Raw genomic sequence first — 20,766 nt, 5'->3', positions numbered from 1 at the left:
CTAATTCCTCTCGGCGGAAGCGGGTGTCAGGTCGATCGCGGCTTGCGTGATTTCATCCGCGCCCTGATCGCCCATCACCCGGTAAATAATGAGACAGGCTTCAAGGCCGGCATACTGGTCGATATCACCGGCGATGATTTTTGCGGTGCAATGGGCGCGCGCCGCGGCCGGCTGCCCGGCCCAGCTCTCAGCCAGACGGGTATGAGCGCCGGCTTCACGCGACAAGCATGTGATGTCGCCACGGCAGACTGCGTCCGGGTCGAGAACGGGCAGAGCGGGCGACAACGCCTGAGACAGAAGGAAAGCGGCGATCATGCACCCATCTCCGGATTGATTTCGTTCACATTCTTTTCCCAGTTCGCCCCGTCAAAATCGGCAATGCGTCCGGAGAGGCCCTGATCACTGTCGAAACAGCGCAGATTGACCGAGACCTTGTCCGGATGGGAACGTGGATAATACCAGCTTTTGACGCCGCACGTCTTGCAGAAGAGGTGTTTGGCCGTGTGGGTGTTGAAGGTGTATTCGCTCTGCGCGTCCTCACCTTTTTCAAGATGAAAATTTTCGGGTTCGACGATGACGTGGATGAAGCCCGTCATGGCGCAGTTCGAGCAATTGCACGACAGGGCGACGACAGAATCCGGCAGATCGGCCGTGAAGCGCACCGCGCCGCAATGGCAGCCACCGCTGCGGGGTTTGACGGGAGCACTCATCAGTCCACGTAACAGACTTGTTTTGCCGCTTTCACGACATCGTCCTTGCCCGGCAGGGACAGTTTTTCGAGATTGCCGGCATAGGGCAGCGGCACGTCTTTCTGGAAGACGCGGGCGGGCGGCGCATCCAGAAAATCGAAGGCCTCGGCCACAACGCGGGCGGCGATTTCCGCGCCGACACCGTGCTGACCCCAGCCTTCTTCGGCGCAGACGATGCGGTTGGTCTTCTTCACGCTCTCGATGACGGTCTCGGTATCGAGCGGACGCAAGGTGCGCAGATCGATCACTTCGGCTTCAATGCCCTGCTCGGCCAGCTCTTCGGCGGCCTGCAGCGCAAAACCGACCATGCGGGAATGCGCCACGATGGTCACGTCCGAGCCTTTACGGCGGATTTTCGCCTTGCCGATGGGCAGGACCCAATCCTCGATGTCGGGCACATCGAAGGTCTCGCCATACATCAGCTCGTGTTCGAGGAAGACGACCGGGTTCGGATCGCGGATTGCGGCTTTCAACAGGCCCTTGGCATCGGCGGCATCATAGGGCGCGATGACTTTCAGGCCCGGCACCTGCGCATACCAGGCGGAATAGTCCTGGCTGTGCTGAGCGCCCACGCGGCTGGCCGCGCCATTGGGGCCGCGGAAGACCATCGGACAGCCCATCTGGCCGCCGGACATGTAAAGCGTCTTGGCCGCCGAGTTGATGATGTGGTCGATCGCCTGCATGGCGAAGTTGAACGTCATGAATTCAACGATGGGCTTCAGTCCGCCGAAGGCCGCGCCAACGCCCAGACCGGCAAAGCCATGCTCGGTGATCGGCGTATCGACAACGCGTTTGGAGCCGAATTCCTGCAACAGATTGCGTGTGACCTTGTAGGCGCCCTGGTATTCGGCAACTTCTTCGCCCATCACGAAGATGGTATCATCGCGGCGCATTTCCTCCGCCATGGCATCACGCAAGGCATCGCGAACGGTGGTTGGCACCATGTCGGTGCCGTCCGGGATTTCGGGATCGGAGGCGGCGGGTTTGGTATGTCGCACCGGCTCGGGCGCTTTCTCTTCTGCAGCGTCCTTGCCGGACTCTGCTTTCTCGTCCGGTGCATCTGATTCTTCATCCTCGTCAGAGTCAGAACCGGAATCGTCACCGCTCGAGCCGTCCTGAGAATAATTCTCCAGATCGCTCTCATCCTCGCCCTCTTCCAGCAGAAGCGCGATGGGTGCATTGACCTTCACGCCTTCCGTGCCTTCCGCGACCAGCAGCTTGCCGACCCTACCTTCCTCGACGGCCTCGACTTCCATCGTCGCCTTGTCGGTCTCGATCTCGGCAATGACATCGCCGGAGGAGACGGTATCGCCTTCCTTCACCAGCCATTTCGCCAGATTGCCCTCCTCCATGGTCGGAGACAGGGCAGGCATCAGAACTTCAATCGGCATCAGGCGGCTCCGGTAAAGGGCAGGACTTGCAGGAAGATGAGGACAATACCCGTCAGGCCGGCCGCCCAGACGAGCGTGCGCAGCCAGGGAATACCGAACCAGTAAATCGGGGCATAGACGATACGCGCTGCGAGAAACAGGCCGGCCCCAAGCTCGGTCATGCCGTTCAGATTATCGGTGACGTAAGCGACCAGTACGAGCGGCACAAACATCATCAGGGATTCAACCATGTTGGCATTGGCGCGGCGCGCCCGGCCGAGCATAACGCCCTTGTCGGCAATCCCATCGCGGCTGCCAGCCATGGCGGCCGGCTTGTTTTCGATGTTGGACAGGAAGGCCTGTACCGCAATCATCACGAAATAGAGGGCGATCGCGGAGACGAGATAGGAGAGTTCCAGAGGCAGCATCAGGCGATTTCCTTCTTGAAGGCAAGCGCGTGTTCGCGCATGCGCGTGGCAAATTCGATATAGGTGTTCATCGGGCGGATCAGGACTTCAATGCGGGACATGAGCCCGTCCTCATTCAGGGTGATCTTGTCGATCCCGACGAGGCCTTTCCCGGCAATATTGCCGGTGAATTCGAGAATGATCCCGTTTCCCTTCACCCATTCCTCGCGATAGGCAAAATCATCAATGGTATCGATGACGCCCTGCAGGATGTGGATGAGATAGGCCTTGTCGTTTGTCGGCTTCCACACCACCGGCGAATGCAATTCGCAGCCCTCCGCGATGATGGACGACAACAGCGCCGCATCCTTGCTGAGGACGGCCTTGTGCCAGTGCTGGAGGAATTCCGCGGGGGTCATCATCTCTCCACCAGAACGTCGGTCCAGAGCTCGGACGGATCGGGCTCGGGGCTTTCCTTGGCGAAATCGGCCGAGGCGTTGACGATGGCCTTCACCTCCTTGTCGATCTTCTTGAGATCGTCCTCGGTGGCGAATTTTTCCTTCAGGATGCGCTCTTTCGCCCCCTCGATCGGATCGTGGTGCGAGCGGATATCGTCGACTTCCTCGCGCGTGCGGTATTTCGCCGGATCGGACATGGAATGCCCACGATAGCGATAGGTCTTCATTTCCAGAATGAAGGGTCCCTTGCCGTCCATGCAATGCTTGCGCGCTTTCGCGGCGGCTTCGCGCACGGAGATGACATCCATGCCATCCACTTCCTCACCCGGAATGCCGAAAGAAGCACCGCGCTTGTAAAGATGGGTCTCGGAGGAGGACCGCTTGACGCTGGTTCCCATGGCATACTGGTTGTTCTCGATGATGTAGATCACGGGCAGATTCCAGAGCTTCGCCATGTTGAAGCTTTCATAGACCTGGCCCTGATTGGCCGCGCCATCGCCAAAATACGTGGCGCAGACCTTGCCATTTTTCTTGTAGAGATCGGCGAAGGCGAGCCCGGTGCCGATGGAGACCTGGGCACCGACAATGCCATGTCCACCGAAGAATTGCTTGTCGCGGCTGAACATGTGCATGGAGCCACCCTTGCCGCGCGAATAGCCACCCTCGCGGCCGGTCAGCTCGGCCATCACGCCGTTCGGGTCCATGCCACAAGCCAGCATGTGGCCATGATCGCGATAGCCGGTGATCACCTGATCGCCCTCGTCCAGCGCCGCCTGCACGCCGACCACAACGGCTTCCTGCCCGATATAGAGGTGGCAGAACCCGGCGATCAGCCCCATGCCATAGAGCTGTCCTGCCTTCTCCTCGAAGCGGCGGATCATCAACATATCACGGTAATAGGTCAGCAGGTCGTTCTTGGTGACCTTGGCAGCGGGCCCCTTGGCCCGTTTTGCAGCAGTATCCGTTGTCCGGTCAGCAGGTTTCTTTGCAGCCATTCTTTCGTATGTGAACTAAAGTCCACACTCCCTGATCATTGGCTTCGCCATAACAGGAAGTTGCCGCATACGGCAAGCTGCAATTTCGTGATTTCAACGCGCGTTCAACGCTCGCGAGGTGTCTCGATATCGACGACGAAATCGCGCGGATGGGCGATATTGAGGAGTGCCGTCGCGCGTTCCTCGACATAGTCCAGATCCAGGCTGTCCGAGCGCAGGCGGGCGGCGCGCACTTCCAGAGCTTCGCGATCGCTGCGGGCTTCGGCCAGTTCGATCTCGGTCTCGCTGATCTGGTTCTTGACCACAATCCAGTTCAGCACGCCCTGTTCGCCATTGAGTGCGTGATAGCCGAAATAGGCGATCATCGCTGCAAACAGCATGGAAGGGAAAAGACGCTTTACGGATTGCATTCGGCGACCCACCTCATTCACCAAGTCTGAAATTGGCCAAGTTCAACCCGGCTCATTCTCTGATGAGGCATTGAACCTCAACAGGGTGAATCAAGGGTTACGCAGGCGAGAATTAGTCGTCTTTTCGGCGTTTGATGGCGATGCCGCCGGACCCGCCGAGGAGAATCAGCAGCACAAATATCCACCAGTAATTTGATATGAATTCCATCATGCACCGGCTCCGTTTCTGGAACGCTCACACAATCCCATCCCGCTTCCTAGCGGGAATGCCTCACGCGTCATCCCCTGCCGTTGTTTGCGACCGCTGCACTTCACACCGGCCGCAAACACGAAAAGGAACAATCCGGAGACAATCGCCTACATGGCGATCGGATCTGCACCGGCATAAAGCGCCTGTGCGCCCAGCTGCGCTTCGATCCGTAAAAGCTGATTGTATTTTGCGGTGCGGTCTGAACGGGCCAGCGAGCCGGTCTTGATCTGACCGCATCCGGTCGCCACAGCCAGATCGGCAATCGTGGCGTCTTCAGTCTCGCCGGACCGGTGGCTCATGACCGCGCCATAGCCGGACCGCAATGCCATTTCGACGGTTTCCAGTGTTTCGGTGAGAGTGCCGATCTGATTGACCTTCACCAGCACGGCCGAGGCCGCGCCCATCTCGATGCCCTTGGCGAGGCGCACCGGATTGGTTACAAAGAGATCATCGCCCACAAGCTGGGCCTTGCCGCTGACCACTTCGGTCAAAGCGACCCAGCCTTCCCAATCGTCTTCGGCCATGCCGTCCTCGATGGAAATAATGGGGTAGTCATTGGCCAGCCGGGCCAGATAGGCCGCAAAGGCTTCGGCGTCATGGGTGATGCCAGCGCCTTCCAGCACATATTTGCCATCCTTGTAGAATTCGGTCGAGGCAACATCCAGCGCCAGACCGATTTCATCGCCCGGCTTGAAGCCGGCCGACTCTATGGCCGCCATGACGAAATCGAGGGCTTCTTCGGCGCTTTTCAGATTGGGCGCAAAACCGCCTTCATCACCGACATTGGTATTGTGCCCTTCTGCTTTCAGGCGCAATTTCAGCGCATGGAAAATCTCGACACCCTGGCGCAGGCCTTCCGAAAAGCTTGGCGCGCCAATCGGCATGATCATGAATTCCTGGAAATCGATCGGATTGTCCGCGTGAGCGCCGCCATTGACGATATTCATCATCGGGGTCGGCAGGACGCGGGCATTGATGCCGCCAATATAGCGATAGAGCGGGAGTGCGAGCGAATTCGCCGCCGCCTTTGCGGTCGCCAGGGACACGCCCAGAAGCGCGTTGGCCCCCAGCCGGCTCTTGTTGGCGGTTCCGTCGAGGGCAATCAGCGTATCATCGATATCGCGCTGCTGTTCGGCATCCATGCCGCCAATCGCGTCGAAGATTTCCGTTTCAACGGCTTCAACCGCTTTTTGAACGCCCTTGCCATTGTAGCGGTCGCCGCCATCGCGCATCTCGACGGCTTCATGCGCCCCGGTCGAGGCACCGGACGGCACAGCTGCGCGGCCCATGCTGCCATCTTCGAGGACGACATCAACCTCGACCGTGGGATTGCCCCGGCTGTCGAGAATTTCACGGCCAATAATGTCGACGATTGCAGTCATGGAAGCGCTCCGGGTTCAAAGACAGTGTCCGGGCGCGTCATAAAAGAAAAACGCGCGGGCGCAAGCCCACGCGTTCATCCGGATTTCAATTGAAACCTGAGAAGACCCTAGTCTTCCTTCGGCTCCAGAATTTGCTTGCCGCGATACATGCCGGTCTTCAGGTCAATGTGATGCGGACGGCGCAATTCGCCGGAGTCCTTGTCTTCCACGTAAGTCGGGTTGCCCAGCTTGTCGTGGCTGCGGCGCATCCCGCGCTTGGACGGGGTCGTTTTTCTCTTGGGGACCGCCATAGGTCTCTCCGGTCGTTAAGTGAACAGATAACGCAGACCCATGCCTGCGAAGACCGGCGCGTATAGCCTCACTCCCCGGCGAACGCAACCGCCTTTGGTGCATGGACTGCGGCTAATTCGAACGACGGCTCCCTGCACGGACATTGCCACCCGTACTCGACCGCATGCTCAGGCTTTGTGGCCGCGAGATTGATCGGATATCCGCTCCGGTCGAAGCATTGGCGACCAATGCGTCCCGGGCATCAATTGTGGCGTTCGCGCCGGTTGAGGCATTCGCACGAATGCTGGCACATACCAGATCCCGCCCATCGAGATCCGCGCCTGTCGACACATTGATTCGCGCGGTCCCGCAGGTCCCCGAAAACTCTGCATCGGCACCGGTCGAGACGCGGATAGCAACATCATCGCTCTCAAGCGAGGTAATATTCGCATCAATCCCCTGAGATAAATCAAAGGAGGCGACGTTCGGACCACTCACATAGATCGTTACATCCAGACGTCTCCGACGGCCGAACCAGCGCAGGGCCCCGCGATCCTGCCGAATTTCAAGTGTGTCACCGTGATAATCGACTTCGATATCTTCAATATCATCCGCATCGCCATCCATACGCAGACTGGGGACATCAGACGGTTCAAACCGGATGTTGAAATTTCCGCCTGCATCCAGATGGCGGAAAACATCAATCGTGCGGTTGGCGCTATCCGATTGCGCTGCGGCCGCGCCTGCCAGCCCGATCGCGACCAGCGCACTGAAAGCATATTTCATCATGGTAATCTCCCGTCCTGACACAGATCGTCAGTTCAGAGATGCACCTGCCTCACGGAATGGATGCACCGGGCGGCAGAAATCAGACCAGACGGCTCTGTTCGACGGCGGCCTTGATGAAGCTGGCAAAGAGCGGATGCGGTTCAAACGGGCGGGATTTCAGCTCCGGATGATACTGCACGCCGATGAACCAGGGGTGGTCTTCCAGTTCGACGGTTTCCGGTAGAACGCCATCGGGTGACAGGCCGGAGAATTTGAGACCGGCGGCTTCCAACTGTTCGCGATAGGCGATATTCACCTCATAGCGATGCCGGTGACGTTCCTCGATCTGGGACGAGCCGTAGATCTCGCGAATCCGGCTGCCTTCTTTCAGCGCCGCCTTGTAAGCCCCCAGCCGCATCGTGCCACCGAGATCGTCTTCGCTGCCGCGACGCTCGATGTCGTTTCCACGGGTCCATTCCGTCAGCAGTCCAATCAATGGCTCTTCGGTCGGACCGAACTCCGAGGAATTCGCCTTTTCCAGACCCGCCAGATGCCGGGCGGCCTCGATGACGGCCATCTGCATGCCAAAGCAGATCCCGAAATACGGAATCTTGCGTTCCCGCGCAAAACGGACCGCGGCAATCTTGCCCTCGGCACCGCGCTCGCCAAATCCGCCCGGCACCAGAATGCCATGCACATTCTCGAGCGGCGCGAAAGTGTCCTCGTCCTGAAACTGGGCGGAATCCAGCCATTTGAGCTTCACCTTCACATTGTTGGCAATACCGCCATGCGTGAGGGCTTCGTTGAGTGATTTGTAGGCATCCAGCAGGCCGGTATATTTGCCGACAACGCCGATTGTGACCTCGCCGTCCGGCTCGTGAATGGTGCGGGAAATCGCTTCCCAGCGTGACAGGTCCGGCTCCGGTGCATCCTCGATTCGGAAGCGCTTCAGGACTTCACTGTCGAGGCCCTGACCATGATATTCCAGCGGTACATCGTACAATGATGATGCGTCCTGGCCTTCGATCACGGCCGATTCCGGCACATTGCAGAAGAGCGCGATCTTGCGGCGATCACCCGGATCGAGCGGCTGTTCGCACCGGCAAAGCAGAATATCCGGCTGAATACCGATCGACCGCAATTCCTTGACGGAGTGCTGGGTCGGCTTGGTCTTCATCTCGCCGGCCACCTTGATGTAGGGCAACAAGGTGACATGCAGAAATATGGCGTTGTCGCGCCCCAATTCCTGGCCGAGCTGGCGCAGCGATTCAAAGAATGGCAGCCCCTCGATATCGCCGACTGTACCGCCCACTTCGCACAGTACGAAATCGACCTCCTTGCCGGCATCGTCAGGGCGGGGGTCAGGCGAATTCCTTGATCTGCGTCGGTGACGTGCGGAATGACCTGAACGGTCGCGCCCAGATAGTCGCCGCGCCGCTCCTTCAATAGGATCGTCGAATAGATGCGGCCGGTGGTGATGTTGTCGGACTTTGCGCGGCCGACACGCCGGTGAAGCGCTCATAGTGGCCGAGATCCAGATCTGTCTCGGCACCATCATCGGTCACATACACCTCACCGTGCTGGTAGGGCGACATCGTGCCGGGGTCGACATTCAGATAGGGATCCAGCTTGCGCAGGCGGACTTTATATCCACGCGCCTGAAGCAAAGCACCGAGTGCGGCGGAGGCGAGGCCTTTTCCAAGCGAGGAGACCACGCCGCCAGTGATGAAGATATATCGCGGCATGGGAATTCTGAATAACCCAGATTCGGACGCAGCGAAAGCGCACCATCCGTCAGTTTATTGGAAATGTCAGTGGAAGGCTAGCGTTCGTCCGGCAGAGACGGGGTGGACGTGTCCTCTTCGATCGTCAGATCGAGCGTTTGAGCGTCGTCTTCAACTTCGTCAAAAACGCTGCGCCCCTGCGCGTCCACACCTGCAACAATCGCCAACACAATCGACAGGGCAAAGAAAGCAGCACCGAGAAAGGTCGTTGAACGGGTCAGAACCGTCGCTGCGCCGCGGCTCGACATCATGCCGCCACCACCGCCGCCAATGCCGAGCGCGCCACCATCGGAGCGCTGCATCAGAACCACACCGACCAGCCCGGCCGAAACCAGAAGCTGAATGATCAAAAGTACTGTCATCATGGCAAAATCGCCGCCTTCTTCGGGAAACCCCGTCTACATGGTGGCGGCTTTTAGCGCAGGCAAGTCCTGAACGCTACTCCCCGGAGCGGCAGATGACAGCCGCGTTCGCAGAGCCTGTACCGTTGACGCAATTTCATTTTCGGCTTTTTCGAGCGATTGGCCATTGGCATAAGCGGCATATGTGCCAATCGCCAGCTCTTTCGCCAGCCGGAAATTCTTGACGTTGCGTTCGTCCGGGTTCCGAAAGTTGCGGGCGTGATCAATCAGTGCTTCGGCCACCTGAACGGCATCATACCGCCCGCTTTTCTCCAGCTGGTCGCACAATTCGCGGGCGGCTTTCATCATATCGGCAGGGTCAAAAGCCTTTGCCGGCCCCGCCTTGGAATCGAATTGCAGCTCGGTCGTCACAACAATGCGCATGGCGAGACGGCGGATCCGTTCGCCTTCGATCTGCTTCTTGGTTTCGCGAATTCCCATATAGGCTTCGCGCAATTGTTCCTCATCGCCATCCGCTTTTGCCTGAAGTGTGTTCGGCACAATCACCGAATCGTTAGCTTCCGCTGCGCGATCGCCGGACCTACGATCCGGGCCGACATAATCGCTGGTGACGACAAAAGCTTTCCGCTTGCGAATCATCGTGCGGATTCGCTCTTCGGCAAATTGCGTCGAAAACGGGCGGACAATGACGTCGTCAGCGCCTGACTCAATGGCCAGGCGAACGTGCGCGCCATCGCGCATCCATGAGGTCAGCGCGATTACAGAATAGGGATTTGGCGTGATTTCTCCACGACGGATCATCCGCACAAACTTGAAGATATCGACCTTGGGCGCCGAACATTCGGCAACGATCATGTCCCAGCTATTGTCGCGCAACTGGCGCTGGAATTCCTCAACGGCACTGATGGCTTCGATCGAGCGAAATCCGATTTCATTCAACGCATAGCGCGTCGTCCGCAGATTTACATGCACGGGATCGAATAGCAGGACTGACGCGCGCTGAAGATCCATTTCGGCCATTAATCCACCCCGAACCACAAAGGTCATAGACGTCAATTCATGCCGGAAAATGATTGATATCGGCTTACGAGGACGTTTCGAATCTTACGGGGCTGCCGCAATTATTGCGGTGAAATCCGCGGCTTTCAGGCTGGCGCCGCCAACAAGTGCGCCATCCACATCGGTCAATGACAGGATGTCCGCCGCATTGTCCGGCTTTACCGATCCACCGTACAGGATTTGCGTATTCGGCCCGTCTGGCAGATTCGACCGGATGAAGGCATGCATCGCCGCAATGTCTTCGATCGACGCTGTCAGGCCCGTGCCGATCGCCCAGACGGGCTCGTAGGCAATGACATAGGCCGTATTCTCCGGGAGCGATTGATCCAGCTGCGCGCCTACGACCGCCTCGGCCTTCCCCGCGCGTCGCTCGGATTCACTTTCGCCAACACAAATGACGGGGATCAGCCCCGCGGCCTGAGCGGCTTCTGCCTTGGACCGGACCAGATCACTGCTTTCGCCATGATCGGCGCGGCGTTCGGAATGGCCGACAATGACGCAGGATGCGCCGGCATCGCGCAGCATTTCCGCCGATATGTCGCCAGTATGAGCGCCCGACGGATGATTATGACAATCCTGTCCGCCGATTTTGACCGGTCCTGCGATTTCTGCAGCACTGAATATCAATGTAGCCGGGGGGGCGAGCAGAACATCAACATCGCTCCGAGACCCGGCAATGGAGCAGATTTCTTCAAAAAATACAAGTGATTGGCGCAAGCCATTCATTTTCCAATTACCTGCGATCAGCATACGGCGCGCCATTCACCCCTCCTCCGGTCTGATTCCGTTGCGCCGGACAATGACGGCACGCTTGCGGCCTGTAAACGCCGCCGCTAGTTTCCGGCACTCACGCAAGAATATCGGGCTCTCGTCAATGCTTTCTGTCGTTCGCAATGCCATCAAAAACCCCATTTTCGTCGTCATCATTGGCTTGATGATTGTGAGCTTCGCGCTCTGGGGCGTGAATGACATCTTTCAAGCTCCCGGCACGGCCGTGACGACGGTCGGCAATGAGCGAGTGACGGTTTACGAATTGTCCCGGGATTTTGAACGCGCCCTGCAGCGCGAGCGCGAAGAAAACCCCGGCTATACGCAGGAACAGGGCCGTGCAGACGGTCTTGGTAATACGGTTCTGAACCAACTCGTTCTGGATGCCATGCTGCGCTCTCAGGCCCGCTCCCTTGGCATCTCTGCTTCGAACGCAGCTGTTCGCGACGAAATCATCGGGTTCGAGGCCTTTGTCGACCCCATTACCGGCGGTTTTGACCGCCTCGGATACCAGAACTACCTGGCCAGCGCCGGTCAGCGCGAAAACCAGTTCGAGGAAGAAATCCGCAACGATATCGTTCTGCGTCAGCTGACCGAAGGGCTGTTCGACGGGATTCGCCAGCCGGACGTCTACCGCACCATTCTGACCCGCTATCTGTCGGAAACGCGGGATCTGGAAGCCCTGATCATTTCCCCATCTGCTGCGGGAGAAATCGGTGAACCGACCGACGCGCAACTTCAGACGACGATTGACGACAATCCGCAATTCTTCACGACGCCTGCGCGGCGCGGCTTCACCATCATGCGTCTGCGGATTGACGATTATCTCGGCAACGTCACCGTCGATGAAACGCAGATCGCCGAACAGTATGAATACGAGCTGGAAGTGGGTGCCATCGGCACACCGGCCACCCGCACCTACACGCAAATCTCGTTTGATAATGAAAGCGCTGCCCGCGAAGCTGCCGAGCGTCTTGGCAATGACGAGGACCCCGCTGCGATTGCGGCTGATCTGGGCGGTAATCCGCCATCGCGTCAGGAAGATCGCCAATCCTATCAGATAGCTGACGAGCAGGTACGCGACGCGCTGTTTGAAATGGCAGCCGGCGATACGATTGCCGTTGAAACACGATTTGGCAGCTGGTTTGCGATTGTTGTTGAGGCTGCGCAGGACGATGACATTCCAACATTGGAAGAGCGGAGCGTCGAAATACGCGAACAGCTGGCCCGGGCCGCGGCTGAGGACGCCCTTTATGCGGACCTTGGTGCCTATGAAGAGGCCCGTGGCAGTGGTTTCAACATCGAGGAATCGGCACTGGCCGCAAATATCCCGTACGCCGTCTATCAGCCCATCGACAATCAGGGCCGCGACGATGATGGCCGCTTTGCCTTTGGCTTCTTCCAGGAACAGGACGTGCTGGAAGCCGTGTTTGCCAGCCCGGCCCTGATTGATGGCGAATTGACCGAATATGGCGACGGCAACTTTTTTGCCGCGCGCGTCGATATTGTTGAAGCGCCACGCGTGCGGACACTAGAAGAAGCCCGCGATGATGCCGAAACCGTCTGGCGCTTGCAGGAAATCGATTCCCGCCTTGAAGCTCTGGCCGAAGAGGTTGTTGAACTGGTCGAGAGTGGCCAGTCGCTGGATGCCATCGCGGCAGCCAATCCGGACTTCCGGGTTGAACAGGCCAGCCTTCGCCGGGATCAGACCGCTGACAATTTCAGCCGCCAGGTTGTGTCCCTGGCTTTCGGCCTTGATGTCGGTGAAATGGAAGCGACCCGCACGGGTTCCGGGCGTTCGCACATGGTGCTTCGCGTCAACGCTGCGAGGGATGGCGAGATCCCGCAGCCGGAGATTCTGTCTCAGGTCGAGGATTTCCTGAATCAGGGCTATCGCCGGGATATCGATTCCAGCCTCGTGTCGGCCCTCTATCGCGAATTCGACTATGACGGGTCCGAGGTCAACGTGCAGCTTCGGGATCAGGCTTTGGGCGTGGTCGACCCTAACGCAATCCAGTGACACAAACGGGCTATTCGCCTGCGTCCGGCAGACTGGTCTCGGTCAATCGCGTTGATGACCTGACAACGCCTGTCGCGGCTTTCCTGAGACTGGCGAAAGACACCGAAAACGCCTTCCTGCTCGAATCTGTCGAGGGCGGATCTTTCCGGGGCCGGTTTTCGGCCATCGGAATGGACCCGGACCTGATCTGGACGGTCGAAAAAGGCCAGCCCTTCCTTCAGGATTTATCGTCGGGACAAGCGCCGGAACCGGATGGCAATGACCCTGTTGCATCGCTCCGAAAACTGGTGTCTGCCGCGCAAATTCACGAACTCGCGGACATTCCGTCAATCGCATCCGGCCTCTATGGCTATATCGGGTATGACCTCATCCGGGCGATTGAACCCCTGCCGGACACGCAAGCGGATGATCCTGCGGGGATCCCGGAAGCCCGCCTGATCCGGCCGCGTGTCGTGATTGTGTTTGATGCGCTGAAACAGGAAATCACGGCTTTTGGACGGGTCGCTGAAGGCAAGTCCACGGATGACGTTCGCAACCGGCTGCAAGGCTTGCTGGATCAACTCGATACACCGCTAGCGGCCTCTGTGCCCGGCGCAGAGCAAGCGATTTCACCGGTCTCCACGTTTGATGCGGCGGCCTATCGCGCCAGCGTCGATCGTATCAAGCAGCACATCAGAGCCGGCGATATTTTCCAGGGCGTTCTCAGCCAGCGGTTTTCAACGGGGTTTGATCTTCCCGCATTTGCGCTCTACCGCGCATTGCGCCGGCTCAACCCTTCACCTTTCCTGTTTCACTTCCAGTTTGACGGCTATGCCGTGACCGGGTCGAGTCCGGAGATTCTGGTGCGAGCGCGCGACGGGCTGGTCACGGTTCGACCGATTGCCGGAACACGGCCTCGCGGTGCCAATCCTGCCGAAGATGCGGCGCTGGAAGTGGATCTTCTGGCGGATCCGAAGGAGCGCGCCGAGCATATGATGTTGCTCGACCTTGGCCGGAATGATGTGGGCCGAGTGGCTAAAGCGGGAACGATCCGCATCACGCAGCGTGAGATCGTCGAGCGATACAGCCACGTCATGCACATTGTTTCCAATGTCGAGGGCGAGTTGGCCGGCGGGGAAGACGCGATATCGGCGCTGTTTGCCGGGTTTCCAGCGGGTACGGTGTCCGGTGCGCCCAAAGTTCGGGCCATGCAGATCCTAGATGAAATCGAACCCCACAGACGCGGCTATTATGCGGGCGCGGCGGGATATTTCAGCGCGGATGGCAATATGGACATGGCGATCACCCTTCGCACCGCTCTGGTCAAGGACGGCCAAATGCATGTGCAGGCGGGGGCCGGGGTCGTTCTGGACTCCGATCCGGAATCCGAACGTCAGGAATGTATCAACAAGGCTCAGGCCCTATTCCGCGCCGCCGAACAGGCCCACCGCTTCGTCTGAGATTTCGGCCAGTTCCACCGCTTCCTGAATGCCAGTGGAATAGTCCGACATCGTCACAAAGCGTACGGATTGCGCGGCCTCGCTCTCTAGCCAGCTTTCCAGCGCGTCGAGGGTTGCGGTGCGCGGATGACCGATGGCGATGACCTGCCCGTCCCGATGGGCGGCCGCGACCAGTGAATCCAGTGCGGCGGCGACTGTGCCGGCATCGTGGTCAATGAAGATATCGCGGCGATAGGCGGTCAGGCCGAATTCATCGGCAATACGGCCAGCGCGGCTGCGGCCGGAGGTGAGGGAATCCAGAAAGATCAGATCGCGGCCGGCAAGCGGCGACAAGGCTGCGCGCATTGCGGCGGCATCCGCGGTGAAGGCGCTGCCCATATGGTTGTTCAACCCGATCGCCCCGGGCACCCGCGCCAAGGCCGCGTTTACACGGCGGGCCATTTCGGTCGGCGGCAGATAACGGGTCAGCGCCCCCGGCCCCGGGTCTTCCAGGCCAAAGGGTTCCATCGGCATGTGCAGGAAAACGGCATTCCCGTCCGCTGCGGCCACCAGGGCCAGTTCCGGTGTCGCCTCGGCATAAGGCAGAAACGACAAGGTCAGCGGTATATCCAGCGCCATGGCCCGGCGGGTCAGATGGGGATCAACCCCCGCATCGTCGATCACAAGCGCGACGACGGGCCGAAGGTCAGGATGAATGTCTGGAGCCGCCGCAATCGTTTCGGCAATCGCTGGTGCATTCGCTGCGACAGCGTCAATCGGCACATCAAGAGTGCCGGCATCCGCAATGGCCGTGCTGCGGCCGAATTCAAACGCCGTCGCCCCCGCCATGAAGGCCAGGGCGGCGATCAGACCCGACACCAATGGCGTCGATGGATGAATGGAGCGCGTGCGCATGCCATGATGCACACACCGCTTCGGTTAACGCCTCGTTTACCTGCTGTTACCGTATTGCAGCATTGCACCAAGCAGGCGCTCGCCTAGATTACCGTTCAGCCAACGGGACGCACCTTCATGCTGCTGATCATCGACAATTATGACAGCTTCACCTTCAACCTCGTCCACTATTTCGAGGAATTGGGGGCGGAGACGCGCGTCATCCGGAATGATGTGATGTCAGCTGCTGACGCGCTCGCTCTCAATCCGGCTGCAATATGCCTGTCGCCCGGCCCGGGACGTCCGGAAAATGCCGGAATATGCATGGATATTCTGCGCAGCGCGCCGGAGCATCTGCCGATACTGGGCGTCTGCCTCGGTCATCAATGCATGGGCGAGATATTTGGCGGGCAAACCGTTCAGGCCAAGGCGATCATGCATGGCAAAACCAGCGATATCACGCATGACGGAAGCGGCATTTTTGCAGGATTACCCAGCCCGTTCGGCGTGGCCCGTTATCACTCACTGGCCGTTGCGGATTTGCCCGGGAATAGCGAAATGATCATCAATGCCCGGACCGCCGATGGTGAAAACATGGCCATGCGGCATGAGACCCGCCCGCTTCACGGCGCACAATTTCATCCCGAATCCATTGCGTCGCAGCACGGGCACGCCGTGCTCGCCAATTTCATGACACTGGCGGGATTGCCGGTGAAGGAGATCGCCTGATGAGCGCGCTTCACAATTGCCTGCAATCGCTGTCTCGCGGTGAGCATCCTGCTGCGGACGACATTGCCGGGGCTTTCGACCTCCTGATGGAAGGGGAAGCCGGAGAAGCCGAGATTGGCGGCTTTCTGATCGGGCTGGCCGCCGTCGGCGAGACACCGGACGATCTCGCCATCGGTGCCAGAGCGCTGCGCAAGCGCATGAAGGGGATCACCGCCCCCGCCGGCGCCATCGATACCTGCGGGACAGGCGGCGATGCGAAGGGCACCTACAACATCTCCACGGCTGCCGCGATTGTCGCCGCGGGCGCCGGCGCAAAAGTGGCCAAGCACGGAAACCGTGCGGCATCTTCACAATCGGGCTCATCGGAAGTTCTGGCCGCACTGGGCATCAATCTGGAAGCCACGCCCGATCAGGTGGAGCGCTCGGTCAGGGAGGCCGGTGCCGGTTTCCTGTTTGCGCCCGCGCACCATTCCGCCGTGCGCCATGTCGGCGGCGCGCGCAAGGCGCTGCGGTCGCGGACGATTTTCAACCTGTTGGGGCCGATGGCGAACCCCGCCGGAGCCAAACGCCAATTGCTGGGCGTGTTTGATGCCCGCTGGCAGGAACCGGTCGCACAAGCCTTGCACACGCTGGGCTGTGAATTTGCCTGGGTGGTCCATGGATCGGATGGTCTGGATGAAATCACCACGACCGGCGAAACCCGTGTGGTCGAGCTTGATAACGGCCAGATCACCGAATTCACGCTGCAGCCGTCCGATGCCGGCCTGCCCCAGGCTGTGATCGAGGACCTGATCGGCGGGACACCGCAAGAAAACGCAGCCGCCTTGCGCGCCCTTCTGGACGGTCAGCCGTCAGCCTATCGCGGAATCGTCGTCATGAACGCGGCCGCAGCGCTCATCGTCGCCGGGCTCGCCAGCAATCTGAAAGACGGTGCGCAGATGGCCGTCGCCGCCATTGATGGCGGCGCTGCAAAAGCGACACTGGAAACGATGGCGCAGATTTCCCGAGGCGAAGCGTGAACGCGCTTCGCAAGATCGAAGCTTACAAGCGCGATGAAATTGCCGCCGAGAAAGCGGCTTTCAGCAACGCACGCCTGGACGAGATGATCGCAGCTTGCGGTCCGGCGCGCGATTTTGAAGGTGCATTGATCGCAAAGGCCAATACCACGGGCATCGCCCTGATTGCAGAGGTCAAGAAAGCCAGCCCGTCCAAGGGACTGATACGGGATGATTTTGATCCCGCATCTCTGGCCAAGGCCTATACCGAAGGCGGCGCGGCCTGCCTGTCCGTGCTGACCGATCAGCCAAGTTTTCAGGGACATCCGGATTATCTGGCGCAGGCGCGAGGCGCCGTGCCCCTGCCCGCGCTTCGCAAGGATTTCCTGCTGGATGTCTGGCAGGTCAAGCAGTCGCGCGCGCTGGGCGCGGATGCGATCCTGGTGATCATGGCGAGCGTCGATGACGCGCTGGCGCTTGATCTCGTCTCTGCCGCGCACGATCTGGGCATGGCAGCCCTGATTGAAACCCATGACGCGGTCGAGCTGGAACGGGCCCTCGCCCTGCCCTCGCCCCTGATTGGCGTGAATAACCGCGACCTCACCACATTCGAGACGTCTCTCTCGACCTTCGAAAAGCTCGCGGCCGATATTCCGGCGGATCGATTCGCCATAGCCGAGAGCGGTATCGCGACGGCGGCGGATGTGGCGCGGTTGAAGACTGCGGGCGCAAAAGGCCTGCTGGTGGGAGAAAGCCTGATGCGGCAGGCCGATGTGGCGCAAGCGACGCGTGAGCTTCTGGGCGGATTGGCGTTTACTTGACGTTTACCCGGAACACTCATAGAACATCCAGAGAAGTTTCTGATTTGTTCCTTATGGAGTGAGCCCATGCTGACGCGCAAACAACAACAGCTTTTGCTCTTCATCAACAAACGTTTGAGCGAAGATGGTGTCTCGCCGTCCTTTGAAGAAATGAAGGATGCGCTGGACCTGGCGTCAAAATCGGGGGTTCATCGCCTCATCACCGCTCTGGAGGAGCGCGGCTTCATCCGACGCCTCGCGCATCGCGCCCGGGCGCTGGAAGTGCTGAAAATGCCGGATACCGGCGCACCTGCCGTTTCGTCTGATGCGGAAAATGTTGTCCGGCCCAATTTCGGTGCCGAGCCGGACCATGGTGCCGGTATTGAAATCGCGGTGCTGGGCAAGATTGCCGCCGGCGTGCCGATCGAGGCCATTCAGCATGAACAATCGCGCATCATGTTGCCGCCGGACCTCGCGGGCGGGCGCGGCGAACATTACGCGCTAGAGATCGAGGGTGATTCCATGATCGATGCCGGCATTCTCGACGGCGATATCGTCATTATCGAGCGCTGCGATACCGCCATGAATGGCGAGATCGTGGTGGCGCTGGTCGATGAGGAAGAAGCCACGCTGAAACGTCTGCGCAAGAAAGGCGGTTCCGTGGCTCTGGAAGCAGCCAACCCTGCTTATGAAACCCGGATTTTCGGCCCGGATCGCGTACGCGTTCAGGGCAAGCTGGTGGGGCTTATCCGCCGCTATCACTAGTCGTCCAGACGCGGTCACCGCGGCGGGTTTCGACATCCGTTTCGCGATGAATTTCATCTCTTTGCAAGTAGAGTGCTCTTGCGCCGCGCGCTTCCAGTTCTCCCAGATCAATGAGGCGCGTCGCGCAAGCGGCCCGCTGTATCGGTGAGGCATAGGTCTTCAGAACGACCAGATCGGACAGGGCGCAGTCTTCCGTCAGGGTTTCATCGCTTTCCGCAACGGTGATAGTCATGCCTTGCGTTCGCCCGGAGCATCCGCGCGGATCACACGCCACACCATCCCGGCCGGGCCGCACACTTTCGCCCGCCTGTTCGAGAAACACCGATGTCGCAAAGCGGGCGCGGCGGCGGTCTGTGCTGGCCCAGGCCGGTCCGTCCTCGTTCTCAAACCGGGCCAATACGACGCCCTCCTCGCTGATGAAGACATCGGGAGGCCGACTGAATCCCCATCCTGCATACGCGGTCAGCATGACGAGCAATCCAATCCGCCGGGCAAGGCCGGACGCCGCCACCAGCAGGACAAAACCAAGGGCATAAACTGTCAGGACAACACCGGGGGCCGACGCCATGGGTGCCAGGGAGCCGGGCCAGGACGCCACCCATTCGGCAATGCGAACGACCCAGATCAGACCCCAACTCATTACCGCGAGTGCTGGCCCGTCCATGCCGAACGGGGCTAGCGCCAGAGCCAGAGCTCCGGCGGGCATGACCACCAGCGAAAATACCGGCATGGCTGCAAGATTGGCCGCAAGTCCATAAACGGCAATCCGGTTGAAATGGAAGGCTGCAAAAGCGGCCGTCGCACTGCCGGCCACCAAAGACGAGAAGGAGAGCGTCCCCCAGAACCCCAGAAAGCCGCCGATAGCACCTTTCTGGCGATCATGCGTATCCCGCCGCCGCCAGATATCGAACGCCGCCACAAGCGCCGAGGCTGCGGCAAAGGACATCTGAAAGCCCGGTGACAGAACGCTCTGCGGCTGCAGCGCAAGGATGATGGCGGCGGCCAATGCGATGGATTGCATCGAGATCGCGGCGCTTGAGCAATATTCCCAGAAGCACGACGGACACCATGACAAAGGCGCGCTGTGTCGACACCGATGCGCCCGAAAGGACAAGATAAAGTGTCGCGCCAATCAACGCGATGACCGCTGCGGGTATGCGCGGATCATAACGGCGGGCGAATGCGGGGATTGCAGCCCCGAAAGCCCTCACCACAAAAAATAATCCGCCCGCAAACAGGCTCATATGCAGACCGGATATGGCCAGGATATGCCCCAGCCCCGTCGCGCGAAGGGCCTCGGCCTGATCCGGTGGAATGCCGGACCGGTCGCCCGTCAGCAAGGCGGCGGCAATGCCCGCAGTCTCCGGATCGGCGCGCTCGCGAATGTGTTCGGCCATCCGCCAGCGCCAGCGGGCCAGTTGGCGCAAAGCCGCACCGCCCTCGACATTTTCAGCTTCCAGTGCCGCAATCGCATATCCAGTGCCGCCCAGACCGAAAAACCAGGCCGCAAAAGCCGGATCATAACCGCCGGGAACGGCAGGGCGCCGGGGTGGCGTCAGGACGATGCGGGCTGAAATACCGTCTCCGGGCCCCAATTCACCGCGTCGAGCATAAAAGCGCACCCGCGCCGGCGGGCGTTCCATTCCTTCAAGCGAACTGACCCGGACGATAATCCGCTCACGGCCATTGCTGTTCTGAACGGCCTCTATCCAGCCTTCTACCGTTAGCGCGCGGCGTGACTCTATGACGAAAACCGTTTCCTGACCCAGAGTATGATGCTGCGCCCGCGAAAAGCCGAAAGCCGCGAACGCCGCCAGCATCAAAACCGACCATAAAACAGGCTTTTCCGCCGCGTATTTCCAGGCCGTAAGCGCGGCCAGAATTGCGGCAATAACCAATGCTGAAATCAGAATTATTGGCGGTTCGCCTGGCAGTCCGAAATAGGCGAGCGCGCCTGCCCCCAGTGCCACTGGTGCCCAGATCGCCATGCGAACCGGGCGGGTCAGATCCCGCGACCCGAGCCACCACTCGCGAGAGCTGGCAAGCCGAACCCTTGCGGATTTCAGAAGTGAGGCTTCATTCAGGCGCAATCGACTGTTCCATCCCCCTGCCC

The 20,766-nt window shown here is 59.7% G+C and carries 21 protein-coding genes and 2 pseudogenes; 6 read left to right on the top strand and 17 right to left on the bottom strand.

Features of this window, described 5'->3' with window-relative positions:
• The 15 genes and pseudogenes from HXX25_RS04655 to tpiA form a co-directional block, all read right to left on the bottom strand.
• Window positions 1-315 carry a hypothetical protein gene (locus HXX25_RS04655; protein ID WP_187167344.1) on the bottom strand — a complete coding sequence of 105 codons (315 nt, stop codon included), beginning with the start codon at window positions 313-315 and terminating at the stop codon, window positions 1-3.
• Window positions 312-710: a GFA family protein gene (locus HXX25_RS04650; protein WP_187167343.1), complete on the bottom strand. Its 399-nt coding sequence runs from the start codon at window positions 708-710 to the stop codon at window positions 312-314. Before HXX25_RS04650 ends, HXX25_RS04655 begins: the two co-directional genes overlap by 4 nt.
• On the bottom strand, window positions 710-2,140 hold the full coding sequence (locus HXX25_RS04645; RefSeq protein ID WP_187167342.1) for a pyruvate dehydrogenase complex E1 component subunit beta: 1,431 nt from the start codon (window positions 2,138-2,140) through the stop codon (window positions 710-712). The genes HXX25_RS04650 and HXX25_RS04645 overlap by 1 nt, the downstream gene beginning before the upstream one ends.
• A complete protein-coding gene (locus tag HXX25_RS04640; RefSeq protein WP_187167341.1) occupies window positions 2,140-2,547 on the bottom strand; it encodes an MAPEG family protein in 408 nt (135 codons plus the stop codon). The genes HXX25_RS04645 and HXX25_RS04640 overlap by 1 nt, the downstream gene beginning before the upstream one ends.
• On the bottom strand, window positions 2,547-2,948 hold the full coding sequence (locus tag HXX25_RS04635; protein ID WP_187167340.1) for a nuclear transport factor 2 family protein: 402 nt from the start codon (window positions 2,946-2,948) through the stop codon (window positions 2,547-2,549). The genes HXX25_RS04640 and HXX25_RS04635 overlap by 1 nt, the downstream gene beginning before the upstream one ends.
• The gene (gene pdhA / locus HXX25_RS04630; protein WP_187167339.1) at window positions 2,945-3,979 is read right to left on the bottom strand and encodes a pyruvate dehydrogenase (acetyl-transferring) E1 component subunit alpha; all 1,035 of its coding nucleotides are present in this window, start codon (window positions 3,977-3,979) and stop codon (window positions 2,945-2,947) included. Before pdhA ends, HXX25_RS04635 begins: the two co-directional genes overlap by 4 nt.
• Before the next feature lie 104 nt (window positions 3,980-4,083).
• On the bottom strand, window positions 4,084-4,389 hold the full coding sequence (locus HXX25_RS04625; protein ID WP_187167338.1) for a septum formation initiator family protein: 306 nt from the start codon (window positions 4,387-4,389) through the stop codon (window positions 4,084-4,086).
• A gap of 112 nt (window positions 4,390-4,501) precedes the next feature.
• A complete protein-coding gene (locus HXX25_RS04620; protein WP_187167337.1) occupies window positions 4,502-4,600 on the bottom strand; it encodes an LPXTG cell wall anchor domain-containing protein in 99 nt (32 codons plus the stop codon).
• Window positions 4,601-4,746: 146 nt separating this feature from the next.
• Window positions 4,747-6,021 carry a phosphopyruvate hydratase gene (gene eno / locus HXX25_RS04615; protein ID WP_187167336.1) on the bottom strand — a complete coding sequence of 425 codons (1,275 nt, stop codon included), beginning with the start codon at window positions 6,019-6,021 and terminating at the stop codon, window positions 4,747-4,749.
• A gap of 107 nt (window positions 6,022-6,128) precedes the next feature.
• Complete coding sequence (gene rpmF, locus HXX25_RS04610) at window positions 6,129-6,311, bottom strand: 50S ribosomal protein L32 (RefSeq protein ID WP_187167335.1); 183 nt, start codon at window positions 6,309-6,311, stop codon at window positions 6,129-6,131.
• A gap of 112 nt (window positions 6,312-6,423) precedes the next feature.
• Window positions 6,424-7,080 (bottom strand): GIN domain-containing protein, encoded by a 657-nt coding sequence (locus HXX25_RS04605; RefSeq protein WP_187167334.1) that lies wholly within the window; start codon window positions 7,078-7,080, stop codon window positions 6,424-6,426.
• Between the two features lie 79 nt (window positions 7,081-7,159).
• Window positions 7,160-8,804: pseudogene (locus tag HXX25_RS04600) on the bottom strand (CTP synthase).
• Between the two features lie 77 nt (window positions 8,805-8,881).
• A complete protein-coding gene (secG, locus tag HXX25_RS04595) occupies window positions 8,882-9,208 on the bottom strand; it encodes a preprotein translocase subunit SecG (RefSeq protein ID WP_187167333.1) in 327 nt (108 codons plus the stop codon).
• A gap of 33 nt (window positions 9,209-9,241) precedes the next feature.
• Window positions 9,242-10,225, bottom strand: coding sequence for a PleD family two-component system response regulator (locus HXX25_RS04590; RefSeq protein WP_187167332.1), 984 nt, complete (start codon window positions 10,223-10,225; stop codon window positions 9,242-9,244).
• Between the two features lie 84 nt (window positions 10,226-10,309).
• A complete protein-coding gene (tpiA, locus tag HXX25_RS04585; protein WP_187167331.1) occupies window positions 10,310-11,026 on the bottom strand; it encodes a triose-phosphate isomerase in 717 nt (238 codons plus the stop codon).
• Window positions 11,027-11,138: 112 nt separating this feature from the next.
• On the opposite strand from tpiA, the gene HXX25_RS04580 reads away from it, so the two are divergent.
• On the top strand, window positions 11,139-13,052 hold the full coding sequence (locus tag HXX25_RS04580; RefSeq protein ID WP_187167330.1) for a peptidylprolyl isomerase: 1,914 nt from the start codon (window positions 11,139-11,141) through the stop codon (window positions 13,050-13,052).
• A complete protein-coding gene (trpE, locus tag HXX25_RS04575) occupies window positions 13,049-14,491 on the top strand; it encodes an anthranilate synthase component I (RefSeq protein ID WP_187167329.1) in 1,443 nt (480 codons plus the stop codon). The genes HXX25_RS04580 and trpE overlap by 4 nt, the downstream gene beginning before the upstream one ends.
• On the opposite strand, the gene HXX25_RS04570 is transcribed toward trpE, so the two are convergent.
• Window positions 14,453-15,385 carry a divergent polysaccharide deacetylase family protein gene (locus tag HXX25_RS04570; RefSeq protein WP_187167328.1) on the bottom strand — a complete coding sequence of 311 codons (933 nt, stop codon included), beginning with the start codon at window positions 15,383-15,385 and terminating at the stop codon, window positions 14,453-14,455. The two genes, trpE and HXX25_RS04570, sit on opposite strands and share 39 nt — an antisense overlap.
• Before the next feature lie 117 nt (window positions 15,386-15,502).
• Between HXX25_RS04570 and HXX25_RS04565 the strand changes: the two genes are divergently transcribed.
• The 4 genes from HXX25_RS04565 to lexA all read left to right on the top strand — a co-directional run bounded on the left by HXX25_RS04565 (window position 15,503) and on the right by lexA (window position 18,653).
• Window positions 15,503-16,093 (top strand): aminodeoxychorismate/anthranilate synthase component II, encoded by a 591-nt coding sequence (locus tag HXX25_RS04565; RefSeq protein WP_187167327.1) that lies wholly within the window; start codon window positions 15,503-15,505, stop codon window positions 16,091-16,093.
• Window positions 16,093-17,112, top strand: a complete 1,020-nt coding sequence (trpD, locus tag HXX25_RS04560) for an anthranilate phosphoribosyltransferase (RefSeq protein WP_187167326.1) — start codon at window positions 16,093-16,095, stop codon at window positions 17,110-17,112. The genes HXX25_RS04565 and trpD overlap by 1 nt, the downstream gene beginning before the upstream one ends.
• Window positions 17,109-17,909, top strand: a complete 801-nt coding sequence (trpC, locus tag HXX25_RS04555) for an indole-3-glycerol phosphate synthase TrpC (protein ID WP_187167325.1) — start codon at window positions 17,109-17,111, stop codon at window positions 17,907-17,909. The genes trpD and trpC overlap by 4 nt, the downstream gene beginning before the upstream one ends.
• Before the next feature lie 66 nt (window positions 17,910-17,975).
• The gene (gene lexA, locus HXX25_RS04550) at window positions 17,976-18,653 is read left to right on the top strand and encodes a transcriptional repressor LexA (RefSeq protein WP_187167324.1); all 678 of its coding nucleotides are present in this window, start codon (window positions 17,976-17,978) and stop codon (window positions 18,651-18,653) included.
• Here the strand turns inward: lexA and HXX25_RS13480 are convergent.
• Window positions 18,634-20,641, bottom strand: a pseudogene (locus HXX25_RS13480) (ComEC/Rec2 family competence protein). The gene lexA and the pseudogene HXX25_RS13480 overlap by 20 nt on opposite strands.
• Between the last annotated feature and the right edge of the window lie 125 nt (window positions 20,642-20,766).

The organism is Hyphobacterium sp. CCMP332 (genome assembly GCF_014323565.1).
Classification (GTDB): domain Bacteria; phylum Pseudomonadota; class Alphaproteobacteria; order Caulobacterales; family Maricaulaceae; genus Hyphobacterium.
The sequence above is the reverse complement of the archived record's forward strand: the minus strand, read 5'-3'. Positions and strand labels throughout refer to the sequence as shown.